The organism is Sphingomicrobium sp. (genome assembly GCA_036563485.1).
In the GTDB taxonomy this organism is placed as follows: domain Bacteria; phylum Pseudomonadota; class Alphaproteobacteria; order Sphingomonadales; family Sphingomonadaceae; genus Sphingomicrobium.
On sequence record DATCMI010000001.1, the window covers coordinates 582,678 to 599,551 of the forward strand.

At 63.9% G+C, this 16,874-nt stretch carries 10 protein-coding genes; 5 read left to right on the forward strand and 5 right to left on the reverse strand.

The window, feature by feature from the left end; translation table 11 throughout:
* The first annotated feature begins 33 nt into the window (after positions 1 to 33).
* Positions 34 to 1,695, forward strand: a complete 1,662-nt coding sequence (locus VIL42_03120; protein ID HEY8591839.1) for an ATP-binding protein — start codon at positions 34 to 36, stop codon at positions 1,693 to 1,695.
* Positions 1,692 to 2,309, forward strand: a complete 618-nt coding sequence (locus VIL42_03125; protein HEY8591840.1) for a response regulator transcription factor — start codon at positions 1,692 to 1,694, stop codon at positions 2,307 to 2,309. The genes VIL42_03120 and VIL42_03125 overlap by 4 nt, the downstream gene beginning before the upstream one ends.
* A 3-nt stretch (positions 2,310 to 2,312) precedes the next feature.
* On the opposite strand, the gene VIL42_03130 is transcribed toward VIL42_03125, so the two are convergent.
* The gene (locus VIL42_03130; GenBank protein ID HEY8591841.1) at positions 2,313 to 2,609 is read right to left on the reverse strand and encodes a hypothetical protein; all 297 of its coding nucleotides are present in this window, start codon (positions 2,607 to 2,609) and stop codon (positions 2,313 to 2,315) included.
* Positions 2,610 to 2,640: 31 nt separating this feature from the next.
* On the reverse strand, positions 2,641 to 5,025 hold the full coding sequence (locus VIL42_03135; GenBank protein ID HEY8591842.1) for a PAS domain S-box protein: 2,385 nt from the start codon (positions 5,023 to 5,025) through the stop codon (positions 2,641 to 2,643).
* Between the two features lie 126 nt (positions 5,026 to 5,151).
* Between VIL42_03135 and VIL42_03140 the strand changes: the two genes are divergently transcribed.
* Together VIL42_03140 and VIL42_03145 are read left to right on the forward strand one after the other, a co-directional pair.
* Entirely contained in the window at positions 5,152 to 5,571 is a 420-nt protein-coding gene (locus VIL42_03140; GenBank protein HEY8591843.1) for a BLUF domain-containing protein, read from the forward strand.
* A gap of 80 nt (positions 5,572 to 5,651) precedes the next feature.
* Positions 5,652 to 6,497 carry a hypothetical protein gene (locus VIL42_03145; GenBank protein ID HEY8591844.1) on the forward strand — a complete coding sequence of 282 codons (846 nt, stop codon included), beginning with the start codon at positions 5,652 to 5,654 and terminating at the stop codon, positions 6,495 to 6,497.
* A 164-nt stretch (positions 6,498 to 6,661) separates the two neighbouring features.
* Here the strand turns inward: VIL42_03145 and VIL42_03150 are convergent, their stop codons facing one another.
* Together VIL42_03150 and lepA are read right to left on the reverse strand one after the other, a co-directional pair.
* Entirely contained in the window at positions 6,662 to 9,883 is a 3,222-nt protein-coding gene (locus VIL42_03150; GenBank protein HEY8591845.1) for a metallophosphoesterase, read from the reverse strand.
* A gap of 341 nt (positions 9,884 to 10,224) precedes the next feature.
* Entirely contained in the window at positions 10,225 to 12,048 is a 1,824-nt protein-coding gene (gene lepA, locus VIL42_03155; GenBank protein ID HEY8591846.1) for a translation elongation factor 4, read from the reverse strand.
* Positions 12,049 to 12,174: 126 nt separating this feature from the next.
* On the opposite strand from lepA, the gene VIL42_03160 reads away from it, so the two are divergent.
* A complete protein-coding gene (locus VIL42_03160; GenBank protein ID HEY8591847.1) occupies positions 12,175 to 13,350 on the forward strand; it encodes a hypothetical protein in 1,176 nt (391 codons plus the stop codon).
* 152 nt (positions 13,351 to 13,502) lie between these two features.
* Here VIL42_03160 and VIL42_03165 read toward each other — a convergent pair whose 3' ends face one another.
* A complete protein-coding gene (locus VIL42_03165; protein ID HEY8591848.1) occupies positions 13,503 to 16,832 on the reverse strand; it encodes a PAS domain S-box protein in 3,330 nt (1,109 codons plus the stop codon).
* Between the last annotated feature and the right edge of the window lie 42 nt (positions 16,833 to 16,874).

Consider the following 16,874-nt stretch of genomic DNA (forward strand, 5'->3'; position numbering starts at 1 on the left):
CTGCCACCCGCACCTGTCTAAGCTCGTTCCAACTTGCGGCAGGATGCGCATTTGAACTTCTCGGGTCCTCAAAGCCTTTTCCAGCACCAGAGCGGCCGAGTCATTGCGCTCGGCCGGACGATGCTCGCGGCCCTGTTCCTCGTTTCGATCTGGCTGGACCACAGCCAGCCGGCGGTGGCGCCGGAGCAGAGCTATCTCTTGCTCCTCTTCTATGTCCTGTTCGCGGTCGGCATCGCCGTCCTCACCTGGCGCAACTGGTGGCTCGACGCCCGGCTCGCCGCCCCCGCGCACCTTCTCGACATGGCGGTGTTCACCACCATCGTCTTTTCGACCAACGGCTACACCAGTCCCTTCTTCCTGTTCTTCATCCTGCCGCTCCTGTCGGCGGCGATCCGCTGGGGCTGGCGTGAAACCGCGCTGACCGCCGCCGCGCTCGTCATCCTTTACCTGACGGCAGGCCTGCTGGTGGCCGGAAGCGAGCGTTTCGAGGTGCAGCGGTTCATCGTCCGCAGCGGACATTTGCTGATCCTGTCGCTGCTGTTGATCTGGTTCGGCATCCATCAGCGCCGGCCGGAGCTCTTCTCGGCAGTCGACGGGCTGGGCCCTTCGCCCGATCGCACCGACGATCCGCTCATGCAGGCTTTGCGCCTGGCGATGACGGCAACGGGCGCACGATCGGGAGCGCTGCTCCTCGATCGGGAGGGCGGCGACCAGTTCAACGGCACGATGGTGTCTGGCGGCGTGCCCGCGCCGGTGACGGCCGATCGGCCGCTCATTCGCCACGAGCAGACGAATGTCGCACTGTTCGCATTGCCGCGGCTGCGGACCTTAAGCAGGCGCGCCGAGGGCTGGTACCGGTTTCGAAACGCCGCTCGCCTCCTCGAAACCGGCTTCTTCGAAGCGCACGGGATCGACGAGGGACTTGTCGCCAGGGTGAACACCGGCACCCAGGCCGGGTGGCTCGTCCTTTGGGACCTCACCGATTCCTCGGTCGATTATCTTGAGCTTGGCCAGGAAGCAGGGCGCGCCGTCGGCGCCTTGCTTGACCGGGAGGCGCTGCTTTCCGCCATCGAGCAGGGCGCGGCGGCGCGCACCCGCCTGTCGCTCGCTCGCGATGTCCACGACAGCGTCGTCCAGTTCCTCGCAGGCGCCGCCTTTCGCGTCGAGGCCATGATGCGGGGATCCCGCTCCGGCCAACAGGTGGAAGCCCAGCTCGGCGAACTGAAACGCCTGCTGATCGAGGAGCAGGGGGAAATCCGCGCCTTCATCTCCGCGCTTCGCCGCGACCGCGAACTGGAGCTCGAGGAAGCGGTCGACGAGTTGCGTGCTCTCGCTGCCCGGCTTGCCCGGCAATGGAACATCGAATGCCGCGTGCAGGCGGCGCATGACCATGCTTCCGTCCCGATCCGCCTCGCCTTCGACCTCCAGCAGCTGCTCCGCGAGGCCGTCGCCAATGCCGTCCGCCATGGCGGGGCGAAGCGTGTCGATGTCGCCATTCGTGCAGCCCAGGATCAGCTGGCGCTCGAAGTGAAAGACGACGGATCCGGCTTCGGCCCGGCAACGGGCGGCAAGCTGATCGAACCATGGTCGCTGAAGGAGCGTGTCGACCGTGCGCGCGGTTCGCTATCACTCGTGTCCGAACCCGGCTGTACGAACCTCCTGATCACCTTGCCACTCGACGGAGCCCCTGCATGACCCGCGTCCTGATTGCCGACGACCACCCGATGATCGCCGCGGCGATGGACGTGCTGCTGCGCGGGACGAAGTACGACCTCGTCGGCCGCGCCCGGACCGGCGCCGAAGCGCTCGCCCAGGTCCGGCAGCACCGTCCCGACATCCTGCTGCTGGACGTCAACATGCCAGACGGCAACGGCATCGACGTGCTTCGCCAGCTTCGGGAAGGCGGGGAAAAGGCGCGGGTCATTCTCCTGACCGCGGGCATGACCGACGCGGAACTGCTCAAGGCCGACAAGCTCACACCCGAGGGCATGATCCTAAAAACGTCCGACCCTGCATTGCTTCTCGACTGCATGGAGAAGGTCTCCGGCGGCGACAATTTCATCGATCCCGAGATCGCCGAGCAGCTGCGCCAGGCGAAGGAGCGAGCGGCGCGGACGCCATCGCTGACGCCGCGCGAGCGGGAACTGGTCGACCTTGTCCGGCAGGGGCTTCGCAACCGCGACATCGCCGCGCAGCTCGGTGTCACCGAAGGTACGGTGAAGGTCTATCTCCACGCCATCTTCGACAAGCTGGGCGTCGACAATCGCACGGAGCTGGCGATGCGCGCAGCGGACCTGCTGGGGGACTGAGCTTCAGTAGCGCGCTTTGATGAAGTCGCGCGCCTGGCGAAACTCGACGGGCGTGACCCGGCCGTCACTGTCGCCGTCGGCGATCCTTCGGAACTCCGCAGCGGCCTTTTCGGCCTCCGAGGGGTTCAGCAAAATGTCGTCGTCCGCGTCGTAGAACTTCAGCGCCCAGTTCATCAGCACCCAGTCGCGCTCGAACAATTGCACCGCCGCGGGAGTCGCTCCGACCGTCGGGTTGCCGGGCGCATCAGCAGTTCCGGGTGCGGCGGCGGCGAGTGCAAGGGCGAGGACTGGGCCGATCATGCGCTTCTAAACGCACGAACGGCGATGGCGTTCAGCCGTGGGGGGCCATTGCCGCGCGCACCGCCTTGTGGAGCGCGTCGGACCGAAACGGTTTGGCGAGGAGCGGCGCGTCGGGCGCGGTCCGCTTGACCGCTTCGGTCTCGCTATAGCCGGACACGAACAGGATCGGCTGCTCGGGCAACTTCTCGCGGATGCGGCTCGCGACCTCCGCGCCGGACATGCCGGGCATGATGAAGTCGACGATGACCAAGTCGGGCCTTTCGCGATCCAGGAGCTGGAGGCCCTCGGCGCCGTCGCCCGCCTCACGCACGCGATAGCCCTGTTCCTCGAGCGCATGGACGACGAAGCCGCGGACATCGGGATCGTCGTCGATCACCAGCACGGACGCCGCCGGCCGAACCGCTTCGTCGGCGTCGCTCTCGGTGACGTCCGCGGCCGCATCCCGAACCACTGCGCCATCCGCCTTGCGGAACAGCAATTTGACGGTCGTGCCGTCGCCTGGACGGCTTTCGATCCGTGCGGTGCCGCCCGATTGCCGCGCCATTCCATAGACCATCGACAGGCCGAGCCCGGTGCCCTTGCCGACCTCCTTGGTCGTGAAGAAAGGTTCGAAGGCGCGTTCGACCACCTCCGGCGGCATGCCGAGGCCGGTGTCGCCGATGCATAATTCGAGATAGTCGCCGTCCTCCAGTTCGGGATCGCCCGATATGGCCACGGGCTTGGTCGCGAAGGTCAGGACGCCGCCTTCGGGCATCGCGTCGCGCGCATTGATCGCCAGGTTGAGGATCGCGACTTCCAGCTGCGTGGGGTCGGCCATCACCGGCAGTCCGCCGTCGTCGAGCTTGAATTCCTTGCTGACGCCCGGGCCCAGCACGTTGCGCAGCAGCGGGCGCATGTTGGTGATCAGCGGGGCCACCTGGGTCGGCCGCACCTCGAGCCGCTGGACGCGGCTGAAGGCCAGCAGCTGCGCGGTCAGCCGGGCGCCCCTGTCGGCGGCGGCGAGCGCATTTTCGGCATAGCGCTTGAGCTTGGCATCCTCGGTGCGCTTGGCGACCAGGTCGAGGCCGCCGACGACGACGGTCAGCAGATTGTTGAAGTCGTGGGCGATGCCGCCGGTGAGCTGGCCGAGCGCCTCCATCTTCTGGCTCTGGCGGAGCTGCTCCTGCGCCGCCTTCAGCTCGGTGATGTCGCGGGCTTCGAACAGCAGGTACATGACCGCGCCGTCGCGGCCGCGCACCGGCTGCACCGAAACGTCGAGATGGGCGGTCGCGGCGCCTTCCCGCTCGAGCGCGAGTTCCTGGTTGAACAGCTTGCCCGACGCCGCGGTCCGCACCGCCTTCTTCATCATCGGCACGAGCTGTGGATAGGGCTTCAGCGTCGGCGAATCCCAGATCTTCACGCCCAGCTTCTCGCTATGGTTCGGCGCCCGCCACGCCGCTTCCTTGCGGTTTAGCTCGACGATCGTACCGTCCGGCTCCATCAGGACGAGCACTTCGAGGACGGTGTCGAAGACGGCGCGGAATCGGGCTTCGGAAACCGCCAGCTCGCGCGTCTGCCGCTCCACCTCGGCCTTGAGCTCGAGCTCCGCTTCCTTGGTCAAGGTGATGTCGGTCGCGGCGCCGATGAAGCCGACATGTTCGCCGTCCGGGCCGAAGCGCGGGCTGCTGGTGCTGCGCAGCCAGACGTAGCGGCCGTCGCCGCGGCGGAACCGCCCCTCGAGCGTGAAGGGCTTGAGGCTCGCTTCGCCGGCGATGCTTTCCGCCGTGACCCGCTCGATGTCGTCGGGGTGGATCCCCGAGCGCCAGTCGTACAGCCGCGCGACCTCGCGATCATCGGTGCCGAGGAATTCCATGTAGGCGTCGTTGACGAAGTCGCGGGTGCGGTCGAGCCGGGTCACCCACATGATCACCGGCGCCTGGTTGGCGATCCGCCGGAACCGCGCCTCGCTTTCGCGGAGCGCGCGCTCCGCGGTCCGCTGCTCGGTCACGTCCTGGATGATGAAGACGACGCCTTCAACTTCGCCCGACGGCGCCACCCACGGCCGATATTCGGTCTGGATCGCCAGCAGGCCGCGCAGCGGATGGTCGAAGTCGGCGATGAAGAACTGCTGCTCGCCGGCAAGCGCAGCCTCCAGCATCGGCCGCCGCCGCTCGAAGCCCTTCTCGCCCATGATCGCGCGCGCATGCTGCCCCAGCATGTCCTTGCGCGGCCGCTCCATGAATTCGGACAAAGCCTTGTTGCAGAATTGCATGACGAGGTTGGAGTCGAAGAAGCCGGTCATGATCGGCAGCAGGTCGGCAAGCGCGAACAGCCCCGGCCCGCTGAACATCTCGCTCGGAAGGCCCGGCACCACGCGGTTGGGGTCGACGGTCGGCGCCGCCGCCTCGCTCCGCTGTTTCTCGCCCCCGTCCGCCATGATGCGTCAGATAAGCGCGTTCCGCCGCACAAGTCGATGCACCTTTGCTGCTGCTGCCTTAACCTTTCGCTGCACAGTCCTTCGTCCAGCTTCCGGCAAAGGCGCGCGAGGCCGATAGCCGCGGCCATGATCCAGCAGCTGGTCTACATCTCCACCATGCGCTCGCCGATGATCGACGCGCAGTGCGACGAGATCCTGCGCGTCTCGCGGCGCAACAATGCGCGCGACGGAATCACCGGCCTGCTGGTCGTCGGCCGCACCCGCTTCCTGCAATTGCTCGAAGGGCCGCCGGTGCTGGTCACCGCCGCTTATTCGCGCATCCGCAGGGACCCGCGCCATTTCGCCGCGGTGGTCATCGACGGCCGCGAGGCCGAGCAGCGCGCCTGCGCCGACTGGACCATGGGCTGCCTGCGCGGCGGTGACGCGCCCGAGCACGGCAGCCTCGCCGACATCGTCGCCAAGCTCGCCGCGCCGATCGAAGACGCCAACCTGCGCGCGCAGTTCGTCGGCTTCGCAGACATCCAAAGCGGAGCGCGGGCGGCTTAGGCCGCGAGTCCACGCGTCCGCTCCTCCCGGTGGTTCGAAAACACTTTCCTATTGCGAACCGATTTGGTTCATCATCGCGGATGAGCGACTCCAAGGGGCATGCCGCGCCCGACAGCGGCGACGAGGATCCCGGCATCGACGAGCTGATGGCCGATCCGGACATTGCCGCCTTGCTCGACTTCGATCCCGTGCCCATGCGCAAGCGCGTCAACGGCTGGAGCGCGGATGCCCAGCGCGCCTTCGTCGCCGCCGTCGCCGCCACCGGCTCGAAGGACCATGCCGTCAATATTCTCGGCCGCAGCCGCGCCGGCATGGACCGCATCCTCGACCGCGACGACGCGGATTCCTTGCGCGCCGCCGTCGACGCCGCCTTCGCCCACTATGAAGCGAAGCACGGCGCCGCCCTCGCCCGCAACGTCGCCCACGCCGCACAGGCGGCCGCCGCCGCCCCGCGCCCTCGCCGCGGCGTCAAGGAACAGGTCCAGCTGCTTCCCGAGCCCGGCCAGGTGATGAACGAGCAAGGCGAATGGGAGGACGAGGAGAGCTTCCAGCGCCGCGGCGCCGACGCGGCGACCAGCATCGCCCGCAAGCTCCTGCTCTGCCGCCGCGCCTTCCTCGCCGAGATCAGCACCAGCCCCGGCAAGCGCGCCGCGTTCGAGATCCTGACCGAGCTGCCCGTCGACTGGGAAAAGGCCGACCGGATGGAGGCCCAGGACGACGAGCCCGCGAACATCGCCAACCAGCGCCAGCCGGACATGGTTCTGACCGCGGAAAGCGGCTGGAGCTTCGGCGAGATCGGCTACGGCGAGGACAAGAAAGCCGAGCTGCGCAAGCAGATCGACGAGCACCGCGCTGAGGAGGGGCTTGAGCCGGTGGATTGGAGCGAGAGCGCCGAGGATAGCGAACAGGCGCGCAGCGCCAAGTGAGCTATCCGAGAGCAGCCGCGTGGCCGCCATGCCGGGGGCACGGTGGAACGGCTGCTCAAAGCCAGCACGGGCCGCGGGGCGGCGAGCCTCAAGCGAGCCCGATCGAAGAGAACGAACGCAGTGAGGACAACCCGTCCGACGGCGCGGCGACTTGGCGCCTCAGCCTAAGATCCTGACCCAGTTAAGTCCGCGTCACCGATCCGCTTCAAGTTGGTTGCTGTCCGAATGTTTTCGAGAAAAGCGCTTTTGCTCGCGCTTCCAAGCTCCAAACGCTCCTCGATCGCATCTGCGATCGAATTGACCCTTTTGCTCTGATCTTGATCAAGAGCGCGGCGAGAAACAATTGCCCAAAGTCGATCCATGAATGCTTCGACGACGAACCCAGATGATGTTCGATCGACTATCATGTCTCGCCAGCGGGTCTGCCAGCCTTTATACCGCGCATCTTCTAGGATGAATGAGCCTAAGATTTTTTCTCCGGTGCATGGATCACATTCGTCTATAATCCCCGCAATAGTGTCGGCGATAGTCGGAGAAGAAAGCTGGTCGACTACCGTCTGTCCAGCCATTGCCATCAAAACCCTGGCAAGCAAGTAGTTCATTATTTCGAGGTCTTTTTCTTCGACGCAAGAACCATCTGGCCACTTGATCTTGCTGACGATCTCCCGGATCTCTTCGAGCATCAAAATGATTATCTTGACCCAGCTCTTGAGCACTAAAGCAGCAGCGGGTCCTTTCACATCGAAGTCGGTGAAATCAGAGTTTCGAACAATTTTGGCGAGAAGATCGATACTGGCCATGTGAGTGCTTGGACGAAGTGGTTCACCCACACTAGCGCTGTCTGCGTCAATTGCCTCGGCCTCTCTCGCCAAAGCAGCCTTGTAGATATCGCCCTCTGCCTCTTCTAGGCTAGCTGAAACCGGCCGCTCACCTCGCGCAACCGCGCGGCGGTCAGCCTCGTCCATTATCTGATCGACTTGATCGTCCGTCAGTCGAGTACGCCTAATCTCATTCAGCTTGGCCTTTGTTGTGCCGGCACCGACGCCCTTGCTGGTTAATCGATCGATTTCCTCCGCCTCGCATTTAACAAAACGATCAGGCACACGCGATGTGAGCACCTTCGTGATAACATGTATGAGATCGTCGTTTTTCTGTCGGAGACCGGACAAGAGCTCCAGTTCTCGGCGGAACTTCAAGAATTCTAAGTCTGACAAGGCATCATTGAGGCTTGTGCGTTCACCCTGAAGGCGGAGTGCAACGAAGTATTCCTGAAAGGCCTTATATTTGAATGCTACCAACCCCTCGGAGCGGCTAAGGATTCCGCAATCTAGCAACTTGGTCAGCACATCGGCAGCGGAGAATGGCAGTCTCTTGCGACCGAAATATGCCGCTAAGTGAGCGACAAGCTCATTTTCGTCGACAAATCCGGCCTTTTCACGCAGCAACCAAGCAATTTCTTGCAGGGTCAGCTCTTTAGAGGTTGGATTGAATGATGCACGCGTTGACAGAGTGAAGTCTGCTCGACCGAGCAAGTGCTCAATCACGTTCCGCAGAAGAAGAGCCTCGTTTAAGCGCTCCCCGGCCTTCCTTTGCTCGAGAGCCCACAGTACTAGCGCCACCATGTATGGCGTTTTGGGTAGCCCATCTCGGTTCAGCTGATTGATGACGGCTTCGAAAGCGTCTTTGTCGTCGGACGAGCGGTCTTCAGCCCAGTAACGCGCCATCCGACGAATGAGCTTCCGGGGAAGGCTCCCGACATGGACGCGTCGGAAAGAAGGCAAGGCCTCAGATAACAGGCGATCACGAACCACCCCTTCAGCCGAGGGGCTCGCTATAACAATCCAACGGCAGTTCTCAAAGACTTCAACGTGTTCTGCAAACTTCTTCAACAAAGCTTCGTCATAAACATCAAGATTATCAACAATAAAGGTGTATAGTCCTTTTTCAAAGGACTTTTCCAACGCAAATCCTTTCGGCGCTGGCCCATAAAAAGAAAGGACCGCCCTTCTAAGATCGTAAAAGTTAAATTTATAAGTTCTTATATCCACGAAAACGGGAATTGACGTCGTGTTTGTTCTCCCACTAGCCAGCTCTAGTGCAAGATGAAAGGCGAGGCTTGTTCGACCGCTCTTTCTGTCTCCAATTATTACAAAGTTGTCGCCGCTGTTGAGCAGATCGCCTACGCTGACTTCTTCGCGTTCTGCTGGAGCATCTTCCGTAGCACTTGGGTCAGGGACCAGCCGTTCGTATAACGGAGGCGCAACAAATTCGTCGAGAAGGCGCTCGGTGTATGTGTCTGAAAAGTTAACTAAGTCAATGTGTTCCTTCGCTCGTTCACGAAGGATCTGGCGATACTGGCGAAGAAAAAGCTCGATTTGCCCCCGGTCATCTTGACTGATCGATCGAGGGTTATCGAAACTAATAACGCCTCCCGAAATCAAAGCTTCAGCAGGTCCGAACCGACGAGACCGATCATTGTATTCTCTAAGGTTGAATGAAAACTCTCCAGAGAGAAGGTCTACATCAATTATTTGATATCCGTTGTGCCAAGACCGGCTTGCGTACATGGAACCAGATTGGCTGATCACACACGTTCCGCTTGTTGAAGCTACCGATTTAGGTGAGATTTCATGAAGATGCCCAAAGCAAAATAAGTGGAATCCCCCCAAGATTAATGGTTCGACCGATGCACGATCAAACGGTGCGAGCCAGTCCAGGGGGTGATGCGCGACTGCAATGGCTAGATCGCAACCATCAAGCGCCTTGAGTGCATAATCTACTTGCCGCTCACCTATAAGTAGACGACCTTGATCAACGTCGTCGCTCTCGCCGGTTGCTCTCCAGGCTGAGTTGAGTAGGGAAATTCCGACTTTTCGGTCCTCGGCCACAAATGTTCCAATAGAACATAATGGATGACTAACATCATGGTGCGGCAGCCGAGCCGACACGAACCCTTGGAAGTTTTCGACACGCTTGATACCGAGCAGCTCTTCTGCACCTCCGCCTACCAAGTGGTCTTGGAACTGGTTCACAGCTTCTGTTGAGTTCAGCCGATCAGCAAGCCCCTCTTGCAGTGCAGGAAACGCGCGAACCGTTTCGCGGCAGATATCATGATTGCCCGGCGCCAGAAATATGCGATCGAGCGGGACACCGATTTCGCGCGCAACCTTCTCAACCGTGTTTGTGAAGGCACTCTCGAAATCTTCTAACGAACATCCGGAAAATGCGAGGTCGCCGCTGAAGATGATCGCGTCAATCGCCTTTCCCGTTTCCTCCGACACTTGCCGCAAATCATCTACAAGCGCGTTAACGACAACCGCTGTATCAGTTGCCTTGTCGACCCGAAAATGGACGTCCGACAAATGTAACAGACGAATACAGGACACAATTCCCCCAAGTCACCGCAGAACACGGCCCAATGTATGCCCGAGCAGGGGCAGCATACCTATTGCGCTAGAAAGGGGAACGCTTCGCGTGGGAAAAAGCACGGCGGTTCGCTCGTCGTAGACTGGTTCGGGTCGAGCTCGTACCCGGGTCTCCAGCCGTGCTTCCAGCGCCCTATGGCCAGCGCGCATCGGCCGCGCCGCACTGAAGGTCTCCTAAGGGATGCTCAAACTTCCAATGCTGCGCTAGATCAGTCCCCACGCTTACGCGTGCTCCTGCTTTGCGCCTCAACAGCGCCTCACGCTGTTGCTGCTCAAACATCCCGCATCCGCTGACGACGACGTTAGGCGTCGTCGCCCATCCGCAATGCGGCGATGAACGCCTCCTGGGGGATTGAGACGTTCCCATATTCCCGCATCCGCGCCTTGCCCTTCTTCTGCTTCTCCAGAAGCTTCCGCTTGCGCGTCGCATCGCCGCCGTAGCATTTCGCCGTCACGTCCTTGCGCATGGCGCTGATCGTTTCCCGGGCGATGACCTTGCCGCCGATCGCGGCCTGGATCGGGATCTTGAACAGGTGGCGGGGGATGAGTTCCTTCAGGCGCTCGCACATGCCGCGGCCGCGGGCCTCGGCGGTGCCGCGGTGGGTGATCATGGAGAGGGCGTCGACCGGCTCTTCGTTGACCAGGATGCTCATCTTCACGAGGTCGCCTTCGCGGTGGCCGATCTGCTCATAATCGAATGAGGCATAGCCGCGGCTGATCGATTTCAGGCGATCGTAGAAGTCGAACACGACCTCGTTGAGCGGCAGCTCATAGGTGAGCTGGGCGCGCTGGTGGGCGCCGCTGCCGACATAGGTCAGCCCTTTCTGGATGCCGCGGCGGTCCTGGCAGAGCTTCAGGATCGCGCCGACATATTCGTCGGGCGTGTAGATGGTGGCGAGGATCCACGGCTCCTCGATGCTCTCGATCCGATTGGGGTCGGGCATGTCGGCCGGGTTGTGGAGCTCGATCGTCTTCGCATCCTCATTCTTCGAATGGGTGAGGTGCATCTTGTAGACCACCGAGGGCGCGGTGGTGATGAGGTCGAGATCGTATTCGCGGGTCAGCCGTTCCTGGATGATCTCGAGGTGGAGGAGGCCGAGGAAGCCGCAGCGGAAGCCGAAGCCCAATGCGGCGCTGCTTTCGGTTTCGAAGCTGAACGAGGCGTCGTTGAGGCGCAGCTTGTAGAGGCTTTCGCGCAACTTCTCGAAGTCGGCGGCGTCGACCGGAAACAGGCCGCAGAAGACGACGGGCTGGACTTCCTTGAAGCCGGCGAGCGCCTGGGCCGCCGGCCGCTTGGCATCGGTGATGGTGTCGCCGACGCGGGTTTCGGCGACTTCCTTGATCTGCGCGGTGATGAAACCGATCTCGCCGACGCCCAGCTCCTGCAGCTGCTCGATCTTGGGGCGGAAGCAGCCGACGCGGTCGACCAAATGGGTGGTGCCGGCCTGCATGAACTTGATCTGCTGGCCCTTCTTCAGGCAGCCGTCGATCACGCGGACGAGGATTACGACGCCGAGATAGGGGTCGTACCAGCTGTCGACGAGCATGGCCTTCAAGGGTGCGTCGCGGTCGCCCTTGGGCGGCGGGATCTTCTCGACTATGGCGTCGAGAACTTCGCGGATGCCGATGCCGGTCTTGGCGCTGGCCAGCACCGCGCCGGACGCGTCGAGGCCGATGATCTCCTCGATCTCCTGCTTCACGCCCTCGGGGTCGGCGGCGGGGAGGTCGATCTTGTTGATGACGGGGACGATTTCGTGGTCGTGCTCGATCGACTGGTAGACGTTGGCCAGCGTCTGCGCCTCGACGCCTTGCGCAGCGTCGACGACCAGCAAAGCGCCTTCGCAGGCGGCGAGGCTGCGGCTGACTTCATAGGCGAAGTCGACGTGGCCGGGCGTGTCCATCAGGTTCAGCTCATAGCCCTGCCATTCGAGGCGGACGGTCTGCGCCTTGATGGTGATTCCGCGCTCGCGCTCGATGTCCATATTGTCGAGCACCTGCTGGTTGCCCGTCATTTCGCGCTCGGACAGGCCGCCCGTCGCCTGGATCAGCCGGTCGGCAAGCGTCGACTTGCCGTGGTCGATGTGGGCGATGATCGAGAAGTTACGGATGCGGCTAAGGTCAGTCATCGCGCGCGCTATACCGGCTGCGGATGCAGGGGCAATCGCGGCGCGGATTGAACCGGCGGCGGTTGGCGCGTAATCCTGAGATATCCGGCGGCGCGGGGGCGCGGCCTTGATGGGGTGGATAAAGACATGAACAAGCTTGGCGTATTGGCCGCGGGCGTGAGCGCGGCTGTCCTGGTTGGCGCGGCTCCGGCCGGGAAGCCCGCGGCACCGACCGCGACCTACTGGATGGACGTGACGACCCAGAGCGGCATGGGCGCAGGCATGGGCCAGCACATGAACGCTGCGCAGATGATGCGGATGATGAACGGCGGCGGCGGCGCGATCCGCAGCCTCGACCTGCGGCTGGCGTCGAAGACCAAACCAGCCGCAGCGCCCCAGGCCGACCACCTGATCCCGCAGGCGCTGATGATGGGGGCGAGCCTGCCTTTGCTGACGCCGGTGCGCACGGCGCCCGAGCCGGCGCCGACCAGCATGCCGACCGGATGGACCCAGCCCAAGGGCCGGATGCTGATCTATTGGGGCTGCGGCGAGCATGCCGGAGCCAACCAGCCGACGATCATCGACTTCGCAAAGATGCAGCCGGGCAAGATGCCGCCGGGCATGGCGGCGATGGCGAGCATGGCCAAGACCGTCAGCGCGCCGACCAGCGCCGCCGGCTTCGGACAATGGCCGAACGAGCGCGACAGCCGCCAGGTGCCGGTCCAGGGGTCGCTGATCGGCGCCCACAAGATCCAGGCCAATTATTCGCCGCCGATCGCCTTCTCGCTTGGCGCTGGGCAGGACTTCATGCCGGCGCTTGGGCTTCGCGAAGCAGGCGCCCTGCCGTCCGGCGCGATGCGGCTGACGTGGAACCCGGCGCCGACCGCGACCGGCTACGCGCTGGCGATGTTCGGCGCCAATGCGGCCGGCGAGGTCATCATGTGGAGCTCCGCCAACAAGGCGCAGATGGCGGCGATGGACTATCTGAGCCCGAGCGAGGTCAAGCGGCAGATCGCCGCGGGCACCGTGCTGCCGCCGTCGACGACGCAGTGCATCCTGCCCGCCGAAGTCGCAGCGGCATCGCCGCAGGGCATGGTGCAAGGGATCGGCTACGGACCCGAAGCCAATTTCAGCGATGATCCCAAAGCGCCGAAATGGGCGACCAAGGTGCGGTTCAAGACCAGCGCCTCGCTAATCCGCGGCATGGGCGACATGATGCAAGGCAGCGCCATGGGCGAGCAGGGCCAGCCGCAACAGCAGCCGGCGAAGAAGAAGCGCCGCGGGCTCGGCATCGGCGACCTGATCAACGCCATTCCGCGCTAGGCTCCGGGGCAAGGCAGCGCCGATGGTGCGGTGCGCTGGCGCTGAGCGCTTGCCCAACGGCGCCGGGCACGACGGCTGCGCCTCTGTGCGGAAGAGCCTGAAGCTCCGACCGGAAGCCGGGGGGTTCCTGCCGTCGTTCGCGCTCGCCCCGGCTAGACCGCGTCGGGCTGAGTTGCCGCTCCTGTCCGGCGGGCTTTCGATCCGGCCAGTTCCTCGATCCGCCGAATGAGCTCGACCGCGCGGAAGGGCTTTTCGATGCGGGGCACGTCGGCAGGCACGTCGGTGGTCGCGCTGGCATAGCCGGTGACGAGCAGCGCCGGGATCGTCGGCGCAAGCTCCTTGATGCCGCGGATGAGCGCCGCGCCCGACATCAGGGGCATCGCATAGTCGGTCACCAGCAGATCGTAGGTCGGGTCGCTGCTGAAGATGTTCAGCGCGGTCGGGCCGCTATGAGCCTGGTGCACGGTATGCCCGACTTCGACGAGCATGTCGGCGGTCGCGGCCCGCACCAGATCCTCGTCATCGACCAGCAGGATCTTGAGCGGCGTCACTTCGCCGAGCGGCTCGTCCGAGCGTTCCTGCTCGGTGTCGGGCGCTCCTGAGCCAAGCGGCAGCCATAGCTCGATGCGGGTGCCCTTCCCGACCTCGCTGCTGATGTGCAGCGCGCCTTCCGACTGGGCCGCAAGCCCGTGGACCATCGACAGGCCAAGGCCGGTGCCGCGCCCAAGCTCCTTCGTCGTATAGAAGGGTTCGATCGCCAGGCGCAGCGTGTCGGCGTCCATGCCGTGGCCATCGTCTTCGACAAGGATGCGCGCATAGTCGCCCGGCCCGAGCGATGCCCTGTCCCCAGCGCCGATGCTTTCCTTGCTGCCGCGGATGGTGAGCGTGCCGCCATCCTCCATCGCGTCGCGCGCGTTCACCGCGAGGTTAAGCAGCGCAAGCTCGAGCTGGTTGGGATCGACCCGGACGCACAGATCGCCGTCGGGCAAGTCGAGGTCGAGCCGGACCTTGGGGCCGATCGCGCGCTTGAGCATGTCGACGGTACCGAGCATCAGCCGCGTCAGCGAAATGTCGCGCGCTTCGAGCCGCTGCCGGCGAGCGAAGCTGAGCAGGCGCGCGATCAAGGTGCGGGCGCGCTCGGCGCTGGTCAGGGCGCCGTCGATGAGCCTGAGCGACCGCTCCTCATCGGCCTTGCGCCGGAGCAGGTCGAGCGCGCCGACGATCGGCGTCAGCAAATTGTTGAAGTCGTGGGCGATGCCGCCGGTGAGCTGGCCGAGCGCTTCCATCTTCTGGCTCTGGCGCAAGGCCTCGCGCGCGACTTCGAGCTCTTCCTCCTGCTGCTTGCCATCGGTCAGGTCGCGGCCGACGGCGATGAAATTCGCGCCGCCGGGTTCCGGCGCCACGGTCCACTCGATATGTTTCCAGCCACCGTCGCTGGTCGCGATCCGGTTCTGGAACCGGGCCGGCCTCCCCGTCTCCGCCATCCGCGCGATCGCATCGAGGGTGGGCCGTACGTCATCCGGGTGCATGAAGTCCGCATAGGGACGCGAAAGGAGCGCGCCCTCGTCCCAGCCCAGCACCCGCTCCCAAGCGGGACTGACTGCGGACATCATGCCGCCGAAGTCGGCACGCGCGAGCATGTCCTGCGACAGGTTCCACAGCCGGTCGCGCTCGGCGGAGCGGGCCGCGACCTGCTCCTCCAGCGTGTCGTTGAGCCGCCGCAGCGCCGCCTCAGCCATCTTGCGGTCGTGAATGTCGACCGACGCCCCGAACCAGCGCGTGATCCTGCCGGTCTGCGGATCATGGTAGGGCTCGCCGCGAACCAGGAACCAGCGATAGTCCCCACTTTTCGACCGGATCCGGTGCTCGACGAGGAAGGTGGCGCCGGTGCGCCGCGAATCCTCATAGGCTTTCATCGTCGGCGCGATGTCGTCCGGGTGGACATGACTGGCGGCGACTTCGGCGGCGGTCCCCGGATGGTAGTCGCTGCCCGTGTAATCCGCCCATTGCTTGTTGAAGAATTCGGCCTTGCCGTCAGCGTCGGTGATCCAGACGATCTGCGGCACCGCGTCCGCCATCAGCCGGAAGCGCGCTTCGCTTTCCCGCAGCGCCGCTTCGGCCTTGGTCCGCTCGGTAATGTCTTCGACCGAGACAATGACCTTGCCGGGATAGCCGGGCAGCGGCGCCGATGAGAGGCGCACCGGGAACAGGCGCCCGTCCAATGCGCGATAATATTTCTCGTACGGGTCCCACCAGCCACGCTCCTGCGCCTGGGCGATCGCCGCTTCGTCGAGCGGCAGATATTCGGACACCGTGAAATCGCGCCAGTCCCACCGGCCTTCTTCGAAGTCGGCGCGGCTGTGGCCGGTCATCTTCAGAAAGCGATCATTGATCGTTTCCGTGACGCGCGTGCCCGTGTCGAAAATGGTCAGTCCGACCAGGTCGGAGTTGAAGACGGCGCGGAACCGCTCCTCGCTGTCCCGGTGCTCTTGTTCCGCCGCCCGGCGGGCAATCGCGGCGTGGGTCCGCTCCGCAATGTCACGGACGAAGGCAATCTCCTCGGCGGTCCAAATACGCGGCACGGCGGAGTGCACGAACATTTCAGCGACGGCGCGGCCGTCCTCGACTACCGGCACGTCGAGGTGCGCACCGATCCCGAGTGCGCGGAACGCCGCCATGTTCGCGCTAGTGCGCGGATCCACCTCGACGTCCGCATTGGCAACGGGAGTGCCGGATAGCAGCTCGTCGATATAGTCACCGTAGTCCTGGAACCGGTGGACACCGGCGACATCGGCGAAGCCCGGCGCGCTCCAGTTGCGCTCGACCGCGATCGTATGCTCCGCCCCATCGATCACGCCGTAACCGACACGCTGGACGCCGAGCGCACGGCCGAGGAGCTCCGACGCCGCAAAGGACAGGTCGCCCGTCGCGGCGACGTCGCGCAGGATCGAGTCCAGCGTCAGCAGCGCATCGCGCCGACGCTCGCCAACCACCTGCTTGGTCGTTTCCGTGCAGGCGCAGAACATGCCGGCGATGGCACCGCTCTCGTCGCGAACGGGGGAATAGCTGAACGTGAAGAAGGTCTGTTCGTCGAACCCCTTGCGGCGCATGACGAGCGGCAAATTTTCGTGATAGCTCGCCTCGCCAGCCATGGCGGCGTCGATCAGGGGCGAAATTTCAGGCCAGATCTCGTCCCATATGTCGTGGAAACGCGCGCCGAGCGCGGCTGGATGCTTGACGCCAAGAATTTCGGCATAGGGATCGTTGTAGACGAAGCCCAGCTCCTGCCCCCAGGCAACGAACATCGGGAATTTGGAATGGAGCAGCAGGTCGACGACCGACCGCAGCGATTGAGGCCAGCGGTCCGGCGGGCCGAGGGGGGAATGGCTCCAATCGTGCTGGCGAATCAGCGCGCCCATGGCGCCCCCGCCGGTCAGGAAGTCGGGGACATTGGGCCGGTCAGCAACGTCGATCGAAGCCATTGAAGAGCAGGTCACCTACCGGGTCGAATCCGCAGGTTCGCG

Excerpts from the sequence above, each read along its gene's own strand:
- VIL42_03145 (HEY8591844.1), top strand. The coding sequence starts at position 5,652 with ATGAGCGACTCCAAGGGGCATGCCGCGCCCGACAGCGGCGACGAGGAT.
- lepA (HEY8591846.1), bottom strand. The coding sequence starts at position 12,048 with ATGACTGACCTTAGCCGCATCCGTAACTTCTCGATCATCGCCCACATC.
- VIL42_03135 (HEY8591842.1), bottom strand. The coding sequence starts at position 5,025 with ATGGCGGACGGGGGCGAGAAACAGCGGAGCGAGGCGGCGGCGCCGACC.
- VIL42_03125 (HEY8591840.1), top strand. The coding sequence starts at position 1,692 with ATGACCCGCGTCCTGATTGCCGACGACCACCCGATGATCGCCGCGGCG.
- VIL42_03165 (HEY8591848.1), bottom strand. The coding sequence starts at position 16,832 with ATGGCTTCGATCGACGTTGCTGACCGGCCCAATGTCCCCGACTTCCTG.
- VIL42_03160 (HEY8591847.1), top strand. The coding sequence starts at position 12,175 with ATGAACAAGCTTGGCGTATTGGCCGCGGGCGTGAGCGCGGCTGTCCTG.
- VIL42_03130 (HEY8591841.1), bottom strand. The coding sequence starts at position 2,609 with ATGATCGGCCCAGTCCTCGCCCTTGCACTCGCCGCCGCCGCACCCGGA.
- VIL42_03140 (HEY8591843.1), top strand. The coding sequence starts at position 5,152 with ATGATCCAGCAGCTGGTCTACATCTCCACCATGCGCTCGCCGATGATC.